Source organism: Aeromonas caviae (assembly GCF_000819785.1).
GTDB lineage: Bacteria > Pseudomonadota > Gammaproteobacteria > Enterobacterales > Aeromonadaceae > Aeromonas > Aeromonas caviae.
This window is the reverse complement of record NZ_CDBK01000034.1, coordinates 12,887-27,400: the sequence shown is the minus strand read 5'-3', so window position 1 is coordinate 27,400 and position 14,514 is coordinate 12,887. Positions and strand designations below refer to the sequence as shown.

The 14,514-nt window shown below is 61.8% G+C and carries 16 protein-coding genes; 9 read left to right on the top strand and 7 right to left on the bottom strand.

Features of this window, described 5'->3' with window-relative positions; all coding sequences use genetic code 11:
* Positions 1-43 precede the first annotated feature (43 nt).
* Both BN1120_RS04115 and BN1120_RS04110 read right to left on the bottom strand, forming a co-directional pair.
* Positions 44-892 carry an alanyl-tRNA editing protein gene (locus BN1120_RS04115; protein WP_042014877.1) on the bottom strand — a complete coding sequence of 283 codons (849 nt, stop codon included), beginning with the start codon at positions 890-892 and terminating at the stop codon, positions 44-46.
* A 100-nt stretch (positions 893-992) separates the two neighbouring features.
* A complete protein-coding gene (locus BN1120_RS04110) occupies positions 993-2,216 on the bottom strand; it encodes an Nramp family divalent metal transporter (RefSeq protein ID WP_042014875.1) in 1,224 nt (407 codons plus the stop codon).
* A 236-nt stretch (positions 2,217-2,452) separates the two neighbouring features.
* Here BN1120_RS04110 and rpsF point away from each other — a divergent pair, with 236 nt between their 5' ends.
* The 4 genes from rpsF (at position 2,453) to BN1120_RS04090 (ending at position 4,446) form a co-directional block, all read left to right on the top strand.
* Positions 2,453-2,839, top strand: a complete 387-nt coding sequence (gene rpsF / locus BN1120_RS04105; protein ID WP_005331771.1) for a 30S ribosomal protein S6 — start codon at positions 2,453-2,455, stop codon at positions 2,837-2,839.
* A 32-nt stretch (positions 2,840-2,871) separates the two neighbouring features.
* Entirely contained in the window at positions 2,872-3,102 is a 231-nt protein-coding gene (gene rpsR, locus BN1120_RS04100) for a 30S ribosomal protein S18 (protein WP_005313392.1), read from the top strand.
* 52 nt (positions 3,103-3,154) lie between these two features.
* Positions 3,155-3,601: a 50S ribosomal protein L9 gene (gene rplI / locus BN1120_RS04095; RefSeq protein WP_010673120.1), complete on the top strand. Its 447-nt coding sequence runs from the start codon at positions 3,155-3,157 to the stop codon at positions 3,599-3,601.
* Between the two features lie 101 nt (positions 3,602-3,702).
* The gene (locus BN1120_RS04090) at positions 3,703-4,446 is read left to right on the top strand and encodes a ferredoxin--NADP reductase (protein WP_042014872.1); all 744 of its coding nucleotides are present in this window, start codon (positions 3,703-3,705) and stop codon (positions 4,444-4,446) included.
* Positions 4,447-4,506: 60 nt separating this feature from the next.
* On the opposite strand, the gene BN1120_RS04085 is transcribed toward BN1120_RS04090, so the two are convergent.
* Positions 4,507-4,836: a hypothetical protein gene (locus tag BN1120_RS04085; RefSeq protein ID WP_029313799.1), complete on the bottom strand. Its 330-nt coding sequence runs from the start codon at positions 4,834-4,836 to the stop codon at positions 4,507-4,509.
* 40 nt (positions 4,837-4,876) lie between these two features.
* Positions 4,877-5,155, bottom strand: a complete 279-nt coding sequence (locus BN1120_RS04080) for a hypothetical protein (RefSeq protein WP_052130388.1) — start codon at positions 5,153-5,155, stop codon at positions 4,877-4,879.
* Positions 5,156-5,401: 246 nt separating this feature from the next.
* Here BN1120_RS04080 and BN1120_RS04075 point away from each other — a divergent pair, with 246 nt between their 5' ends.
* On the top strand, positions 5,402-6,397 hold the full coding sequence (locus tag BN1120_RS04075) for a hypothetical protein (protein ID WP_041214492.1): 996 nt from the start codon (positions 5,402-5,404) through the stop codon (positions 6,395-6,397).
* Between the two features lie 7 nt (positions 6,398-6,404).
* On the opposite strand, the gene fos is transcribed toward BN1120_RS04075, so the two are convergent.
* Positions 6,405-6,806, bottom strand: a complete 402-nt coding sequence (gene fos, locus BN1120_RS04070; protein ID WP_039040005.1) for a fosfomycin resistance glutathione transferase — start codon at positions 6,804-6,806, stop codon at positions 6,405-6,407.
* Between the two features lie 29 nt (positions 6,807-6,835).
* On the bottom strand, positions 6,836-7,003 hold the full coding sequence (locus BN1120_RS20600) for a hypothetical protein (protein ID WP_005308905.1): 168 nt from the start codon (positions 7,001-7,003) through the stop codon (positions 6,836-6,838).
* 56 nt (positions 7,004-7,059) lie between these two features.
* On the opposite strand from BN1120_RS20600, the gene BN1120_RS04065 reads away from it, so the two are divergent.
* The 4 genes from BN1120_RS04065 to gshA are packed head-to-tail and all read left to right on the top strand — an operon-like array spanning position 7,060 to position 12,964.
* Complete coding sequence (locus BN1120_RS04065; RefSeq protein WP_042014870.1) at positions 7,060-8,034, top strand: NADP-dependent oxidoreductase; 975 nt, start codon at positions 7,060-7,062, stop codon at positions 8,032-8,034.
* On the top strand, positions 8,031-8,468 hold the full coding sequence (locus BN1120_RS04060; RefSeq protein WP_029313803.1) for a YqaA family protein: 438 nt from the start codon (positions 8,031-8,033) through the stop codon (positions 8,466-8,468). The genes BN1120_RS04065 and BN1120_RS04060 overlap by 4 nt, the downstream gene beginning before the upstream one ends.
* A 25-nt stretch (positions 8,469-8,493) precedes the next feature.
* Positions 8,494-11,307, top strand: a complete 2,814-nt coding sequence (locus BN1120_RS04055) for a M16 family metallopeptidase (RefSeq protein WP_042014868.1) — start codon at positions 8,494-8,496, stop codon at positions 11,305-11,307.
* Positions 11,308-11,365: 58 nt separating this feature from the next.
* The gene (gene gshA / locus BN1120_RS04050; protein WP_042014867.1) at positions 11,366-12,964 is read left to right on the top strand and encodes a glutamate--cysteine ligase; all 1,599 of its coding nucleotides are present in this window, start codon (positions 11,366-11,368) and stop codon (positions 12,962-12,964) included.
* A 118-nt stretch (positions 12,965-13,082) separates the two neighbouring features.
* On the opposite strand, the gene BN1120_RS04045 is transcribed toward gshA, so the two are convergent.
* Positions 13,083-14,402 (bottom strand): anaerobic C4-dicarboxylate transporter, encoded by a 1,320-nt coding sequence (locus BN1120_RS04045; protein ID WP_010673132.1) that lies wholly within the window; start codon positions 14,400-14,402, stop codon positions 13,083-13,085.
* Between the last annotated feature and the right edge of the window lie 112 nt (positions 14,403-14,514).

Below are 14,514 nucleotides of genomic sequence, written 5' to 3'. Positions count from 1 at the left end.
CGCCCCGGTCAGGGCGGTGCGGCATCAGGAAGGCTGTGGTGGTTCAGGGAGTGACCCGGGTGGTGAGGGTAAATCCCTCTTCACTGGAGGCCAGCGTCACCTGAACCTGGCCCAACTCGGTCAGAGTGCTTACATGGGTGCCGCCACAGGGAATGGTGATCTCCCGACCGTCCACCATGCCATGCCAGTAGCGGGAATCGATGATGGCATCACCGGCCCGGCTGCGGCGGATCTCGCCTCCCTCTTTGAGCCAGCGCATCAGCTGCTCGTTGACCTGGAGCGCTATCCTGTCGAGGTCGGCCAGCAATGCCTCGCTGTTGATTCCCTTTTTCCGAAGGCTCTTGCCGATCCGGTACTGCTCCTTTGATCCTCTGGGCTCGACCCGGGAGTGCTGGATGGCGAGGCGATCGAAATCCGGCTGCCCGAGAGCGTCCAGCTCGCTTGTCTCCTTTCGCCAATAGGGCGTGAGCGCCCGATTGAGGGCCAGTGCCACCAGGTGGCAGGCGCTGTGGCCCAGGCTCAGGGCATGGCGAGCCTCGGCATCCACTGTCAGTTCCACAGGCGAGCCAATGGCAAGGTGATGGGAACCGGCGAGGGGATGCACCACCACGAAAGCCCACCCATCCGCCCCCCGCTTGACCGGAATCTCCGTATCCACGAACAGCTCGCCCTCGGGACTGATGGCGCCCATGCGGCAGGGGCCCACGGCCGCTTCCCCCTCTTCCCAGCGCACTGTGCCCACGTCACCGGGTTGATCGGGCCAGAGGTGGCTCTGGGGATGAAAGGGGGTGAGGTCGGTGACCAGCAGGGTCGGATCCCCCTGTTTGCAACAGACGACGCTGGCCTGTTCCTGATGGTGGCCCAGTACGAAGCTGGCTCGGGTATGTTCCATGGCAGGGCTCCCGCAACGAGATGATGAGAAGGGAAAGGAGCAGCATACGCGAAAGTGCGAAGAGGCTCATCAACCCGGGTCAATGAGCCTCAAGATGGCGTTAGAGGGTGGTGACCAGCAGATAGGCATTGAGGCCGATCACCAGGGCGACGATGAGGCGCCCCACGGCCTGGGTGACGGGGTGATTGCGATGTGCCCCCATCAGGGCGCGATCACCGGTCAGGATCAGCAGCGGAATGAGAGCGAGGGCGATGCCGAAGCTCAGCACTACCTGGCTCAACACCAGGATTTCAGTGGTGTTGAGGCCCATGGCGATCACCACGAAGGCGGGGGCCATGGTGATGGCTCGGCGCAGCCAGAGCGGAATGGTGAAGCGCACGAAGCCCTGCATCACCACTTGTCCCGCCAGCGTCCCCACCACGGTGGAGGAGATACCGGAGGCGACCAGGGAGAGGCCGAACAGGGTGGCGGCTGCCGGGCCCAGCAGGGGCGTGAGGGTCTGGTAGGCCGATTCCAGCTCGGCCACCTGCTGGTTGCCGGAGCTGTGGAAGGCGGCAGCCGCCATGGCCATCATGGCCAGGTTGACGAAGCCGGCGATGGTCATGGCGATGGCCACGTCGACCCGGGTGCTGTGCAGTCGCTGGGTCACCGTGCCCTGCTCCTGGGTATGCTGGGTCAGGGCCGAGTGGAGATAGATGACATGGGGCATCACGGTGGCACCAAGCACGCCGGCGGCAAGATAGACAGCATCACCATTGGGGAGGCCGGGGAAGAGTGCCCCTTCCAGCAGACTCGGCAGGTGGGGGCGCGAGAAGATCAGCTCGACGATGTAGGCGGCGGCCACGAACAGCAGCAGGCCCCCCACCACGAACTCCAGCGGCTTCTGGCCGCGGGATTGAAGCATCAGGATCCCCCAGGTGACCACGGCGGTGATGCAGGCCCCTTCCAGCAGGGTGATGCCGAGCAGCAGCTTGAAGCCGACCGCAGCGCCGATGAACTCGGCGAGATCGGTGGCCATGGCGATGATCTCGGCCTGCACCCAATAGGCCCAGACTGCGGGCCTGGGCAGACGATCACGAATGTGTTCCGCCAGGTTCTTGCCAGTGACGATACCGAGCTTGGCCGAGAGGGTCTGCACCAGCATGGCCATGAGGTTGGCCCACACCACTACCCACAGCAGTTGATAGCCGAAGGTGGAGCCGGCCTGGATATTGGTCGCAAAATTGCCCGGGTCGATATAACCGATGGCGGCGATGAAGGCGGGGCCGAGCAGGGTCAGCTTGAATTTGCGGGCCGGGATGGCCGTGGTGAGCGCAGGTTGCATACTGTCATCCTCCGTGGGGATATGAGGAGAGTATGGAACTAAATGATAATTGTTATCAATTAAAGTTTTGTATCGGGCTCATCGAGAAAAACATCTTGCTTCGCCAGTTGCAGTGGGAGAGGTGATTTCGTACAATACGCCGCCCTAGAAAGCAGCGTCTAAACATCACTATGTTCCTTGCCTCCGAGGTCTGGCTGCACCTGGGCGGAGGCTGAATTAATCCGTAAGGAGCTAAAATGCGTCATTACGAAATCGTCTTCATGGTTCATCCGGACCAGAGCGAGCAAGTACCTGGCATGATCGAGCGTTACACCGGCGCTATCACCACCGCTGGTGGTACCATTCATCGCCTGGAAGATTGGGGCCGTCGTCAACTGGCTTACCCGATCGACAAGCTGCACAAGGCTCACTACGTTCTGATGAACGTAGAAGCTGAACAGGCCGTTATCGATGAGCTGGAAACCAACTTCCGCTTCAACGATGCCGTTATCCGCAACATGATCATGCGCACCAAGCACGCCGTGACTGAAGTTTCTCCGATGGCCAAGGCCAAGGAAGAGCGCTTCACCCGTCGTGACGACGAGCGTCGCGAAGATGCTGTTGAAGCGTCTTCCGAAGAGTAATTCTTAGATCACCGCATTAGAGGATAAAGGCCATGGCACGTTATTTCCGTCGTCGTAAGTTCTGCCGCTTCACCGCCGAGAACGTTACCGAGATCGACTACAAAGATATCGTTACTCTGAAAAACTACGTCACTGAATCTGGCAAGATCGTACCGAGCCGTATCACCGGTACCCGCGCCAAGTATCAGCGTCAGCTGGCACGCGCCATCAAGCGTGCTCGTTACCTGGCTCTGCTGCCGTACACCGATCTGCACAACAAGTAAGAATCGGCCCGGCGCTTACGCCTAACTCAACGAAATTTATAGAGGAAAGGTAATGCAAGTTATCCTGCTCGATAAGATCGCCAAACTGGGCGGTCTGGGTGACCAAGTTTCCGTAAAAGCTGGTTATGCCCGTAACTACCTGATCCCGCAAGGCAAAGCTGTTATGGCCACCAAGGCCAACATCGAAGCCTTCGGTGCTCGTCGCGCTGAGCTGGAAGCCAAACTGGCTGCCAACAAGGCTGCTGCCGAAGAGCGCGCTGCCAAGCTGGGTGAGCTGGCTGCCGTTGTCATCGCCTCCAAGTCTGGCGACGAAGGCAAGCTGTTCGGTTCCATCGGTACCCGTGACGTGGCTGAAGCCATCACTGCTGCCGGCGTAGCCGTTGCCAAGAGCGAAGTCCGCATGGGCAACGTTCTGCGTAACACCGGTGAGTACGAAGTTGTTGTTCAGCTGCACGCTGACGTCAAAGCAACCGTACAAATCCAGGTTGTTGCTCTGTAATAGCGTTCCGCTCTTGCAGAAAAACCCGCGCACTTGCGCGGGTTTTTTATTTTCAGATCAAGGGGTAAAGTGAAGGTCTGTTCCTCTGGAGGAGAACCTTTATGGCTGCCTGGGTCGAAGGTCAGGTCATCGAGCGCATCGAGTGGACACCCACCCTGCTCTCCCTGCGTGTGGAGGCGGAACTTGCCCCCTACAAGGCGGGTCAATTCACCAAGCTGGCCCTGGAACAGGGCGAGCGTCGAGTCCAGCGTGCCTACTCCTTCGTCAATCCTCCCGGCACGCCCTATCACGAATTCTATCTGGTGGAGATCCCCGGCGGTGAGCTGAGTCCCTCTCTCGGTTCCCTGCAGGTGGGCGACAGCCTGCTGGTGCAGTCCCAGGCCACCGGTTTCCTGACCCTGGATGAGATTCCCCCGGGACGGGACCTCTGGCTCCTCTCAACCGGCACCGCCATCGGCCCCTTCCTCGCCATGCTGGCAGAAGGACAGGTCTTCGACCGCTTCGAGCATCTGGTGCTGGTACACGGGGTGAGAAAAGGGGAAGAGCTCAGCTACCAGCCGCTTATCGCCCGTTTTGCCGAGCAGCATGGCGAGCGTTTTCGCTATGTTCCCTTCGTCAGTCGTGAGACTTGGCCGGGGGCGATGGCAGGGCGCATCCCGGCAGCCATCGTCGATGGCAGCTTGCAGGCGAGGGTGGGGCTGAACTTCTCCCCCGAGTTGAGCCAAGTGATGATCTGCGGCAACCCCGCCATGGTGAAAGAGACTCAGCAGACCCTGCTCGGGCTGGGGCTTGCCAAGAACCTGCGTCGCGCTCCCGGCAATATCAGCATGGAAAACTACTGGTAGGGGACATGACTCCAGGGGCCACAGGCCCCTCAACTATGTCCATGTCCATGGGCATGCTGGTCAGTGTTTCTGGTGGCCGTTGCCGCCGTGCTTGTTCCTGGGCTTGTCATGGCCCTGACCCGGGTTGTTGCCACTGTGAATGCTGCGGTTGTAATGGTCGCGGTATTTGCCATCCATGTTGTCGCAGTTGAGCTGGATGCGGCTGGTCCGGGTGCTGACATCCAGGCAGTTGTGCTGCCACCACTCGTACTCCTTGTCGTCCCAATCCAGGCTTACCCGGCCCTGGTCGGTGGAGATCCGGATGTCGTCATCGTGTTTGGAAGGGGGGGCAGCAAAGGCCATTCCCTGAACCAGAAGCAGGGAGAGCAGCAGTGCGCCGCGGGAAGTCATGCTCATGTGGGTCATCGCATCAAGGCCCCTGTCAGGGGGATCATTGATCCGGTTGAGTGCTGATCTGGTTGGTGCTGGGGGGCTGGTTGCGCTGCGTCTCGTCCTCCAGATTGAGGTTGATCCTCTTGCAGTCGGCGGCGGCCGCGTCACCGCTCCCGAGATCGAAGCAGTTGCTCTGGGACCAGTCAAACTGCGTGTCATTCCAGTCCAGATTGAAGGTCAGCGCATCCACGGAGAAGGTCTGGCTCCCTTCGTCCTGTGCCAGGGCGCTACCGGTGATCAGAAAAAGAGAGAGCAACAAAGCCGTCGTTCTGTTCATGATGTCCTCGAGTCGTGTTCGGTGGAAAAGAGTGTAATGCGGCGGGCTTAACCCGAGCATAACCGCAGATGTCCTTCAGGTACGGGGTCGATTGTAGTGTTTTTCTGCTGCCGATTTGCACGTTTTGGTCGCACTCTGGGCAGCTGATCGTCCATCGGCGGGAATTCGGGGATTTGCCCTTCTCTCCGGGGGAGTGGTGACTATAATCGGCAGCCAACTTTTCCTGCAGATGTTTCCCGCTTCATCATGACTACACAGGCTTGCGCCGCATTGCGTTACCCCAAGGGATGGTTCGCCCTCACGACAGTCTACAGTTTTACCGGGCTGGCCATTCTGGCTTCCATCGTCTTCTCCCTGCTGCTGTTTCTCTCCATCGACGAAAACCCCCTGATGAAGTGGCTGTTCGGCGGGCTGGCCATCATCTTCGAGCTGGGCAAGTTCTACGTCTGGTACGAGTACGGCGAGTGCAAGGCGAGGCGGGATCTGGGCGGCGCCTTCTGGTCGCTGCTGTTCTACAGCGTGCTGGCCGCCATCTCCATCGGGGGCAGTATCGGCGGCATCAACAGCGCCACCAACACCATCCTGAGCCAGCAGGCGCGTCACGAGCGGGAGATAGCCCGTTTCGACGAGCAGATAGCCAGCATAGAGCGGCAGATCCAGCTCAACGAAGAGGCGGCCCGCAAATACATCGAGATGGCGCGTATCTCGAGCGGCGTCAGCGGTCTGCAGCAGGCCAACACCAAGCTCAGGCTGCGTCAGGACGAGCTGCGCCAGGAGCGGGACGCCAAGCCGCTGGGGGAGCAGTCCTCCATGCTGGGGCTGATGAGCAGTCTGGCGGACGGGGTGGGCATGAGCATCGGCCAGGTGCAGTTCCTGCTGGTCTGCTTCCTGTCTATCCTGCTCGATGCGTTTGGTGCCTTTTTCGTCAGCCTGATCGGTGAGGAGAACCGCTTCCGCCGTCAATGGATGTGGCAACGGGAGAAGGCGCAAGCCGAGGCCCGGGTCGCAGTGCCGACCCCGGAGCCGCCAGCCATCAGCAGACCCGTGCCCGAGCCAGCCGTGGTCGCCCAGGTGCGCGGTGCGCTGGAGAGCGGCGAGCTCAAATGCAGCAAACGCAAGGTGGCGGAGGCATTGTCACTGTCTCTGGAGGAGGTGGACCGGGTGTTCCAGCATCTGCTGGCGCAGGGCGTGCTGGGGCAGGGCAGCAATCGTCACTACCATCTTCGTGCCGAGCAGGGATGAATCCGGCTCAGTCGAACCAGATAAGACCCTCATAGGGTTGCTGTCTGAGGGAGGCGAGCCGGCTATCCAGGTTGCCTGCATGGATTTCCAGCCGGTGCCCGTCGGGATCCAGCAGATAGAGTGAATCCCCTTCGCTGCTGTTCTTCTTCCACTCCACGACGCCCGCCGCGCGCAGACGGGCGCAGAAGGCAGGAAACTGTTCAGGCGAGATGCCAAACGCGACATGGCTGTAATCTCTGGCCGGTTGGGGGGGATCGCAGGAGAGACAGAGCCAGAGATCGCCGAGGGTGAGATAGGCTCCCCGTGCCCATCTCACCCTGGGGCGACATCCCAGCAAGTCGACATAAAAGGCAACGCTGCTGTCGAGATCGCCGGTTGCCAGCGTGAGATGGTTCAGTCCATGCAGCATCTTCTCTTCTTCCCCCTTGTCCCTGAACCCTAGTGAGTGAGCACCATCATCAGGCTGAGGAAGGCGGCCAGCCCGCCGCCGATGCCGATGATCCAGTAAAAGCCCTTTGCCCCCTGTTTGAGCGGAATGCGGAAGTAGAGCAGAAACGCCCACCACCCCAGGGCCAGCAACAGAGGAATAAGAAACATTCGAGCCATGGTGTCCTCGCTGTTATTCTGTTGACCCTTGATCAATCAACAGGATGGATTGTGCAATGACGCAGCTACAGATTACCGCATTCGGCGACCCCTCGGTACTCAGGCTCAACCCTTCCCTGGACAAGGTGCCCGCGGAGGGAGAGGTCCGGGTGCGCATCTGCTTTGCGGGGGTCAACCCCATCGATGCCAAGACTCGGGCCGGTCTCGGCTGGGCGGCCGCCCAGAACAAGGACAACCTGCCCTGGACGCCGGGCTATGACGTCTCCGGTGTGGTGGAAAAGGTGGGGCCCGGCGTGACCTCCTTGGCCGAGGGGGATCTGGTGTGCGGCATGGTGGGTTTCCCCCTCGCCGCCGGTGCATATGCCGAATCCGTGGTGGCCCGCGAGGAGGAGCTGGTCAAGCTCGATGGGGTGAGCCTCAGGCAGGGAGCGGCCCTACCGCTGGCGGGTCTCACCGCCTGGCAGGGGCTGCTGGAGCACGGTGGCTTGCAGTCGGGGCAACGGGTACTGATCCTGGCCGGTGCCGGTGGCGTCGGCCACCTGGCGGTGCAGTTTGCCGCCGCCTATGGCGCCCACGTGGTTGCCACGGCAAGCGGCGACAATCACAGCTTCCTTCATAGTCTCGGGGCGAGCCGGATGGTGGATTACCACCAGGCCGGGTGGTGCACCGAAGCGATCACCGATGGTCCGTTCGATCTGGTGCTGGATCTGGTGGGGGGCGAGAGTGGCAAGGCGGCGCTGGCCTGCGTCAAGCCGGGCGGCCGTCTGGTGACGGTCCCCACCATCACGGCCCAGCAGATCAAGGACGCGGGAGCCGAGCTCGGCGTCGAGGTTGTCGGCATGCTGGTCCATCCCGATCGAACGCAGCTGACCCAGATGCTGACGCTGCTTCGCCAGGGGGAGGTGAAGATCACTGTCTCCGGTGAATACACGCTGGCAGAAGGGGCGCTGGCCCATCAGGCCATCGAGCAGGGCCATGTGCGCGGCAAGCTGTTGCTGCGCATGTCCGCCGCAGACGGTCAGCCCGGATGATAGACTTCACCGGGATGGGGCTGGGAGGGCTGTTTCTGAGCGCCTTCACCTCCGCCACCCTGTTGCCCGGCAGCTCGGAAGTGCTGCTGGGTGCCATGGCGGTCAAGGGGGAGTGGAGCATGACCAGCCTGCTTTTCTGGGCGACGCTGGGCAATACCCTGGGTTCCATGACCACCTGGTGGCTCGGCTGGCTCGCCACCCACAAGAAAAAACCGGAAGATTTTCAAGGCCGTGGGGAACAAAAAGCCCTTGGTTGGCTCAAACGTCATGGCCACTGGTGTCTGCTGCTTGCCTGGACGCCTGTGGTCGGCGATGGTCTCTGTCTGCTGGCTGGTTGGCTGCGCCTCTCCTTCTGGCGCTCCCTCATCTTGATCGGGCTTGGCAAATTGCTTCGTTATGCCCTGGTGTTTCTGCTGGCCAGTCAGATCTTCTAGCCCTTTTGTCACTCACGAGGTACCCGTGAACAAACTCATTCCATTAAGCATGCTGCTGGGCTTCTCCCTTCCCGTGCTGGCGGCCCCGACTCTGGTGTCCGAGCAGGTCAAACAAGAGGGCAAGCTCGGCATTCCCTACCAGATGTACAAGCTGGACAACGGTTTGACCGTGATCCTGGCGCCGGACAAGTCTGACCCTCTGGTGCACCTGGATGTCACCTATCACGTCGGCTCCTCCCGGGAGACGGTGGGCAAGTCGGGGTTTGCCCACTTCTTCGAGCACATGATGTTCCAGGGCTCCAAGCACGTTGGTGATCAGGAGCACATGCGGATCATCAACGAGGCGGGCGGTGACATGAACGGCACCACCAACAAGGACCGCACCAACTACTACGAAACCGTGCCGGCCAATCAGCTGGAGAAGGTGCTCTGGCTGGAGGCGGATCGCATGGGCTTCCTGCTCGATGCGGTGAGCCAGAAGAAGTTCGAGATCCAGCGCGCCACCGTCAAGAACGAACGGGCCCAGCGTATCGACAACCAGCCTTATGGCCTGGTGGGCGAGCGGGTGGGGGAGGCACTCTATCCGCGTACCCACCCCTACTCCTGGCAACCCATCGGTTATGTGGAGGATCTCGACCGGGTCGACGTCAACGACCTCAAGCAGTTCTTCCTGCGCTGGTATGGTCCCAACAACGCGACCCTGACCCTGGGCGGCGACTTTGATACCAAGCAGGCGCTGGCCTGGATTGAGCAGTACTTCGGTTCCATCCCGCGCGGTCCGGACGTGGCAGAACCGACGCCCCAGCCTGCCACCCTGCCGGCAACCCGCTACGTGACGCTGGAAGACAAGGTGCATCTGCCGCTCCTGTATATCAGCTACCCGACCGTCTCCCTGGGTGACCCGCAGGAGCCGGCGCTGGACATCTTTGCCGATGTGCTGGGGGGCTCTGCCAGCTCCATGCTCTACCAGTCCCTGGTGAAAACCGGCAAGGCCATCGAGGCGGGTGCCTCCCACTCCTGCGAAGAGCTTGCCTGTACCCTGACGGTCTATGCCTACCCCAATCCGGCGGCGGATGGCAGCCTCAAGACCCTCAAGAGCGAGGTGGACAAGGTGATCGGCGAGTTCGCCCAGCGCGGCATCAAGCCCGCGGATCTGGAGAAGGCCATCAGCAGCTATCGCGCGTCCGCCATCTGGGGACTCGACAGCATCGAGGGCAAGGTCAGCCAGCTTGCCATGGGGCAGGTGCTGGCCCGGGATCCCGACTATGTGTTCAAGAATCTGGATGCCATCGCCCGGGTCAAGGGGTCTGACGTCAAGGCTGCCTACGACAAGTTCATCCAGAACAAGCCTGCCGTGGTGCTGAGCGTGGTGCCCAAGGGCAAGAGCGACTGGCAGGCCGCCAAGCCCAATTTCACTCCCGCCAAGCGGGAGCTGCCGGATTACAGCAAGCATGACAAGGTGCTGGCCGAGCGGCCGGTGAAAGATGACTTCGATCGCAGCGTGCAGCCCAAGGCGGCCGAGGCGGTGAGTGTCAAGGTGCCCGCCATCTGGCGTGGCAAGCTCGACAAGGGGATCGAGATCATCGGCACCCACAGCGACGAGATCCCGGCCGTCTCCATCATGATCGCCCTGCCGGGTGGCATCCGGGCCGAAGGCAAGGGAGAGCTGGGGCTGGCCAGCCTCACCGCCGCCATGCTGGAGCAGGGGACGACGCGCCTCTCCGAGGCCGAGCTGAGCGACGAGCTGCAAAAACTCGGCGCCAGCATCAGCGTCTCCAGCGCCCAGTACAACAACCTCATCACCATCAGCAGTCTGGCGGACAAGTTGCCCGAAACCCTGGCGCTGGTGCGGGAAGTGCTGCTGCAACCCGGCCTGCGGGAAGCGGACTTCGAGCGGCTCAAGACCCAGATGCTGCAAGGCATGAAACAGAGCGAGCAGCAACCCGAGTGGCTGGCGGGTCAGGCGTTCCGCGAACTGGTCTATGGCAAGCAGAACCGCCTCGGCCAACCCTCTGACGGGGTGCTGGCGGACGTGGAGAAGCTGACCCTGGCGGATGTGAAGCGCTTCTATGAGGCCTATTACAATCCGACCAATGCCAAGGTGGTGGTGACAGGTGATGTGACCGCCCAGCAGGTGGAATCCGGTCTCGCCTTCCTGACCCAGTGGCAGGGGGCCGCCCCGACCCTGGGGGATCTCAAGCCCGGGGGAGAGCAGGCCAAGCCAGGCATCTATCTGGTGGACAAGCCAGGGGCCCCCCAGTCGGTGATCCGTATCGGCCGTCGCGCCATGCCGTTTGACACCACGGGAGACTATTTCATCGCCAACCTGATGAACTTCAACCTGGGTGGCAACTTCAACAGCCGCATCAACCTCAACCTGCGGGAAGACAAGGGCTACACCTATGGTGCCAGCTCGGGCTTCCAGGCCAACCGCGAGGCGGGTGTCTTCGCGACCGGCGCCAATGTGCGCACCGATGCGACCGTGGATGCCATCCGCCAGTTCCTCAAGGAGATGGACGGCTACCGCAAGAGCGGGCCGACCCCGGTGGAGCTGGCCTACATGCGCAGCGCCGTCTCCCAGCAGGATGCGCTCTCCTACGAGACCCTGGGGCAGAAGGCTGGCTTCCTGCTGCAGATGATCATGTACGACCTGAAGCCGGACTATGTGCAGGCCCAGAACAACCTGATCAAAACGGTGTCACCCGAGACGCTGAAGGCCAGTGCAGCCCGCTGGCTGGATCCGGCCGAGATGGTGATTGTGGTGGTGGGAGACAAGCAAAAGCTTGAAAAACCCCTGAGCGAGCTTCATCTTCCCATCTATCCACTGCAACTGCCCTGAGGGGCGTCGCAACAATAAGTGCCGCCCCGGGTGGGGCGGCCACACATGAGCCGTGAATATGACTACTACTAGCTTGTCGCTCACCGAGTTGCTGGCTGCGCTGGGCACCCCGGAACGGGTGACCGCCCTCAAGGGGATCCGGCGCGGGATCGAGCGCGAATGTCTGCGCATCACCCCCGAAGGGACCCTGGCCCAGACCGATCACCCCAGAAGCCTGGGGTCGGCCCTGACCCATGCCAACATCACTACCGATTACTCCGAGAGCCTGCTGGAGTTCATCACGCCGGCCACCGACTCCATCGAGAGCCTGATCGAGCAGCTCGGCGACATTCACCGCCACACCATTCATCATCTGGGAGAGGAGCGGATCTGGCCCCTCTCCATGCCCTGCTTCGTCGGTGACGAGGAGAGCATCCGCTTGGCCCAGTACGGCAGTTCCAACATCGGGCGGATGAAGACCCTCTATCGCCAGGGGCTGAAGAACCGCTACGGCAGCCTGATGCAGGTGATCGCCGGGGTGCACTTCAACTTCTCCATGCCGGACAGCTTCTGGTGCGAGTGGCAGGATCTGGTGGGAGAAGGCTGCTGCAGCCAGCGCTTCATCTCCGACAAGTACATGGGGCTTATTCGCAACGTCTACCGCTTCGGCTGGCTGGTGCCCTATCTGTTCGGCGCGTCTCCGGCCATCTGCGACTCCTTCCTCAAGGGGCGCAAGAGCAGCCTGCCGTTCCAGAAGACCGGCAAGGGCACCCTTTACCTGCCCTATGCCACGGCTCTGCGCCTGTCCGATCTCGGTTACACCAACAGCGCCCAGGCGGGGCTCAAGATCAGTCATGACAGCCTGCCCGCCTATGTGAGCAGCCTGCGCCGGGCCATCAACACCCATGATCCCGACTTCGCCAGGATAGGGGTCAAGGTGAACGGCGAGTACCGCCAGCTCAACGACAACGTGCTGCAGCTGGAGAACGAGCTCTACGCGCCGATCCGCCCCAAGCGCACCCCCCGCAGCGGCGAGAAGCCCTCGGATGCGCTGGAGCAGCGCGGCATCGAATACATCGAGCTGCGCACGGTAGACGTCAATCCTTTCACCCCGTTCGGTATCGAGGTGGATCAGATCCGCTTCTTCGATCTCTTCCTGGTCTGGTGCCTGTTGCGCCCGTCCCCCGTGCTCTTGGATGACGAGGTTGCCCGCAACCGCCGCAACCAGAACAAGGTGGTGCTGGAGGGGCGTCGCCCCGGCCTGACGCTTGAAGATGAGCAGGGCAATGCCATCGGCCTCAAGGAGTACGGCCTCAAGCTGTTCGACGAGCTGGCCGAGGTCGCTGCGCTGCTGGATCGCTGCTGTGGTCGCAATCGCTACCGGGAGACGCTGGCGATGCATCGCGAGAAGCTGCTCGACCCCGAGCAGACCTACTCCGCCCGCCTGCTCAAGCAGTTGCTTTCAAGCGGCCAGGACAACGGCTGCTTCGGCGATGCGCTGGCGAGCCGCTACCGGGAAGAGATGCTGGCCGGCGAGCTGCAATACTGGGACGAGGCCTACTTTGCTGGCGAGGCGCGGGACTCCCTGGCCAAGCAGCGGGAGCGGGAACGCAGTGACAGCCTGTCGTTCGACGACTTCCTGGCTGACTATTTCGGTACCCGCCAGACCACGGTCTGAGGATGCCGCCAGGATGACGAAAGCCGCTCCCGGGAGCGGCTTTTTCATGGGCGCCCGGCGGTGGCCGGGCATAAAAAAACGGCCCGTTCGGGCCGTTTTGCATGGGGTGGTTCACCGGTCAGAGGATGAGACCACCGAAGAAGAAGCCGAGCGCCACTGCCATGGCGATGGTGGCCACACCCGGGATGAAGAAGGGGTGGTTGAACACGGCCTTGCCGATGCGGGTGGAGCCGGTGTCGTCCATCTCGACCGCGGCCAGCAGGGTCGGGTAGGTCGGCAGCACGAACAGGGCGCTCACGGCGGCGAAGGAGGCGATGGCCGCCAGCGGGCTGACACCCAGTGCCAGGGCGGCAGGCATCAGGGCCTTGGTGGTGGCACCTTGCGAGTAGAGCAGCATGGAGGAGAAGAACAGCACCACGGCCAGCAGCCAGCTGTATTGGCTCAGCAGATCGCCCGCGAACGCCTGGATCTCGACCATGTTGCCCTTCACGAAGACGTTGCCCAGCCAGGCTACGCCCAGCACGCAGATACAGGCGGACATACCGGACTTGAAGGTCGGCATGTTGGTGATCTGGGCCGCGTCCAGTTTGCAGAACAGTACCATCAGGGTGGCGGCGGAGAGCATGATGCCCATGATGGCGCCATCGCGGGGGATCGGCGGATTGCTGATGAGGCCCACGTTGCCGGAGATGGCGGTGGCATAGGCCATCACGGCCACGATGGAGGCGACGAAGATGCCGACGGAGAGCTTGGCATAAGGCTTGATTTCAACTTGGCTGGTACCGCGCAGCTTGATGAGTCCCTTGGCTTTGCGCTCCAGATAGACTTCGTCCTGATCCAGCGGCTTGCCCAGCAGGTTGGCGATGAAGGCCCCCAGCAAACAGGCGATGAAGCTGGACGGGATGCAGATGGCCAGCAGGGTCAGGTAGTCGACGCCAAGCGGCTCCAGCATACCGGAGAAGGCGACCACGGCCGCCGAGATGGGGGAGGCGGTGATGGCAATCTGGGAGGCAACGACCGCGATGGAGAGCGGACGGGAGGGGCGAATGCCCTGCTCCTTGGCCACTTCGGCGATCACCGGCAGGGTGGAGAAGGCGGTGTGACCGGTACCGGCCAGCATGGTCATCAGGTAGGTGACGACCGGCGCGGCGAAGGTGATGTGCTTGGGATTCTTGCGCAGGGCTTTTTCGGCCAGGTGCACCAGATAATCCATCCCGCCAGCCAGCTGCATACAGGCGATGGCGCAGATGACGGACGCGATGATCATGATCACGTCCCACGGGAGATAGGTCACCAGCTGATCGCTCGGGATGGGCATGCCCAGCCCCCAGGTCAGTACCAAGACCCCCAGACCACCGGCAAAGCCGATACCGATGCTGCCTATCCGGGCCCCCAGATAGATAGCGGCGAGCACGACAAGTAACTCGATTCCAATCATAGCGAACACTCCATTTTCCAGTTTTTTTAGGTTTTATTAGGCTGAAAAGCCAATTCCCGATGGGGCTGTGGGGAGACCGCTCGGGAATTGACTTTAAATGGGCCGGGATAAC

Coding starts and splice junctions, on each gene's coding strand:
- rpsR (WP_005313392.1), top strand. CDS start 2,872: ATGGCACGTTATTTCCGTCGTCGTAAGTTCTGCCGCTTCACCGCCGAG.
- BN1120_RS04115 (WP_042014877.1), bottom strand. CDS start 892: ATGGAACATACCCGAGCCAGCTTCGTACTGGGCCACCATCAGGAACAG.
- rplI (WP_010673120.1), top strand. CDS start 3,155: ATGCAAGTTATCCTGCTCGATAAGATCGCCAAACTGGGCGGTCTGGGT.
- BN1120_RS04075 (WP_041214492.1), top strand. CDS start 5,402: ATGACTACACAGGCTTGCGCCGCATTGCGTTACCCCAAGGGATGGTTC.
- BN1120_RS04060 (WP_029313803.1), top strand. CDS start 8,031: ATGATAGACTTCACCGGGATGGGGCTGGGAGGGCTGTTTCTGAGCGCC.
- BN1120_RS04085 (WP_029313799.1), bottom strand. CDS start 4,836: ATGACTTCCCGCGGCGCACTGCTGCTCTCCCTGCTTCTGGTTCAGGGA.
- BN1120_RS20600 (WP_005308905.1), bottom strand. CDS start 7,003: ATGGCTCGAATGTTTCTTATTCCTCTGTTGCTGGCCCTGGGGTGGTGG.
- BN1120_RS04080 (WP_052130388.1), bottom strand. CDS start 5,155: ATGAACAGAACGACGGCTTTGTTGCTCTCTCTTTTTCTGATCACCGGT.
- BN1120_RS04045 (WP_010673132.1), bottom strand. CDS start 14,402: ATGATTGGAATCGAGTTACTTGTCGTGCTCGCCGCTATCTATCTGGGG.
- BN1120_RS04110 (WP_042014875.1), bottom strand. CDS start 2,216: ATGCAACCTGCGCTCACCACGGCCATCCCGGCCCGCAAATTCAAGCTG.
- BN1120_RS04090 (WP_042014872.1), top strand. CDS start 3,703: ATGGCTGCCTGGGTCGAAGGTCAGGTCATCGAGCGCATCGAGTGGACA.
- fos (WP_039040005.1), bottom strand. CDS start 6,806: ATGCTGCATGGACTGAACCATCTCACGCTGGCAACCGGCGATCTCGAC.
- BN1120_RS04065 (WP_042014870.1), top strand. CDS start 7,060: ATGACGCAGCTACAGATTACCGCATTCGGCGACCCCTCGGTACTCAGG.
- rpsF (WP_005331771.1), top strand. CDS start 2,453: ATGCGTCATTACGAAATCGTCTTCATGGTTCATCCGGACCAGAGCGAG.
- gshA (WP_042014867.1), top strand. CDS start 11,366: ATGACTACTACTAGCTTGTCGCTCACCGAGTTGCTGGCTGCGCTGGGC.